This is a genomic window from Mesorhizobium sp. M5C.F.Ca.IN.020.32.2.1 (genome assembly GCF_004023105.1).
GTDB lineage: Bacteria > Pseudomonadota > Alphaproteobacteria > Rhizobiales > Rhizobiaceae > Mesorhizobium > Mesorhizobium wenxiniae.
In genome coordinates this window covers 1-2,288 of record NZ_RZSX01000911.1, presented here as the reverse complement: position 1 = coordinate 2,288, position 2,288 = coordinate 1, and the positions used below count along the sequence as shown (strand labels likewise).

At 59.7% G+C, this 2,288-nt stretch carries 3 protein-coding genes; all 3 read left to right on the top strand.

Annotated features, from left to right (window positions below; translation table 11 throughout):
• Positions 1-43: 43 nt before the first annotated feature.
• Complete coding sequence (locus EOA86_RS30745; protein WP_128345052.1) at positions 44-277, top strand: hypothetical protein; 234 nt, start codon at positions 44-46, stop codon at positions 275-277.
• A gap of 168 nt (positions 278-445) precedes the next feature.
• Positions 446-1,474, top strand: coding sequence for an amino acid ABC transporter substrate-binding protein (locus tag EOA86_RS30740; RefSeq protein WP_127209546.1), 1,029 nt, complete (start codon positions 446-448; stop codon positions 1,472-1,474).
• Between the two features lie 63 nt (positions 1,475-1,537).
• A partial coding sequence (locus tag EOA86_RS30735) for an ABC transporter permease subunit (RefSeq protein WP_164892141.1) occupies positions 1,538-2,288 on the top strand: 751 nt, incomplete at its 3' end.

Genomic DNA, 2,288 nt, shown 5'->3' with positions numbered 1-2,288 from the left:
GAAACTTCGCCTCTGATGAAGCGCTAGCCATAGTGCGGCGGCATTGGCCGCGCAACCGTTCGCCACCCGCCAGCCGGCGGGCTTTGGATATGCCAATTCATCGCACGACAAGTCAGTCATGGGCCGTAAATCCGAGCGACGGGTTTTGCCGGCCCAGCCCCCGATTTGCGTTGACCGGGCTTTGCCGGCTTTGTTCGCACGGCTGGCTAATTTCCAGGCGCGTTTGTCTGCAATTCAGGCATTTGCGGCAATTGGTTTTCAAACTCTTTCGGTTTAGGTCATTTCCCTTGACCTCACTGAAATAATCGCCTTCGATGCAGTTCGTGAATGGGAGGCGGCGCGTCGGTTGCGATGCGGGGTTCCGGGAATGGGCCGGAACCGGAAGCTGCGTTCACACGGAAAAAGTCAGGTTCGCCTGAAAAAAACAGAAAAGGGTCTGTGGGTTATGAAACACATTGCAATCGGCATTCTGGGCGCCGCCGCGCTTGGGTTGGTGGCTTCGGCGGCGTCGGCGGCCACGCTCGACGACGTCAAGGCCAAGGGCTTCATCCAATGCGGCGTCTCGACCGGTCTGGCCGGCTTCTCGGCGCCGGACGACAAGGGCGACTGGCAAGGCATCGATGCGGATTTCTGCCGCGCTGTCGCGGCCGCCGTTTTCGGCGATGGCACCAAGGTCAAATTCACGCCGCTCAGCGCCAAGGAACGCTTCACCGCGCTGCAGTCAGGCGAGATCGACATCCTGTCGCGCAACACCACCTGGACCATCAACCGCGATACCGCACTCGGCCTGAACTTCATTGGCGTGACCTATTATGACGGCCAGGGCTTCATGATCAACGCCAAGAAGCTGCCGGGCGTGAATTCCGCGCTGCAGCTTTCCGGCGCGGCGGTCTGCGTGCAGAGCGGGACCACGACCGAGCTCAACCTCGCCGACTACTTCAAGTCGAACAAGATGGAGTACAACCCGGTCGTCTTCGAAAAGCTGGAAGAGGTCAACGCCGCCTACGACGCCGGCCGCTGCGATGTCTACACCACCGACCAGTCGGGTCTCTACGGTATCCGCCTGACGCTTGGCGCCCCGGCCGATCACGTTGTGCTGCCCGAGATCATCTCGAAAGAACCGCTTGGACCGGCCGTGCGTCAGGGTGACGACCAGTGGTACCACATCGTCAAGTGGACTTATTTCGCGTTGCTGCAGGCCGAGGAACTCGGCATCACCAAGGCCAATGTCGACGAGATGAAGAACTCGGACAACCCGGAGATCAAGCGCGTGCTCGGAACTGAGCCCGACACCAAGATCGGCACCGATCTGGGTGTCTCCAATGACTGGGTGGTCAACATCGTCAAAGCTGTCGGCAACTATGGCGAAATGTTCGAACGCAATGTCGGTTCGGGCAGCCCGCTCAAGATCGCGCGCGGCATCAACGCATTGTGGACCAAGGGCGGCCTACAATACGCTCCGCCGATCCGCTGATCGAAATGTGATCCGGAAGGCAGCTTTCCTGCCTTCCGGTTTCTCTTTCCAGGGGATGGTCGAATGGCATCGCAGGAAATTCTTCGCGAGGAGCCAAGCCGCGGCTCCTTCATCAACGATCCGAAGGTCCGCGGCATATTCTTCCAGGCGGTGGTCGTCATCGTGCTGGTGGCGTTGGTTTGGTGGATCGTCCAAAACACCATCGACAATCTGACGCGCCTGCGCATTGCATCAGGCTTCGGTTTCCTCAGGGGCCGCGCCGGTTTCGACATTAGTGACAGCGCCATCGCCTACTCGTCGGATTCCACCTATGGACGCGCCATTCTGGTCGGCTTCATCAACACGCTCATCGTTGCCGTCTCCGGCATCATCACCGCGACCATAATCGGCTTTATCCTCGGCGTCGGCCGACTTTCGCACAATTGGCTGATCCGCAAGATCTGCACGGTCTATGTCGAGGTCTTCCGCAACATCCCGCCGCTGCTGGTCATCTTCTTCTGGTATTCAGGCGTGCTTTCGGTGCTGCCGCCGCCGCGCGAGAGCATCAATTTGCCGTTCAGCTCCTTTCTCAACCAACGTGGCTTTTATTTTCCGCGCGCCATGTGGGGCGAAGGCTCCTGGCTGATCCTGGTCGCTCTGCTTCTCGGCATCGCCATGGCGTGGTTCGTCGCCCGCAAGGCGCGTCAGCGGCAGATGGCGACCGGCCAGCAATTCCCTGTGTTCTGGACATCGGCGGCTTTGATCATCGGCTTGCCGTTGCTGGCCTATGCGCTGAGCGGCTTCCCGCTGAGCTTTGGTTATCCAAAGCAATCGA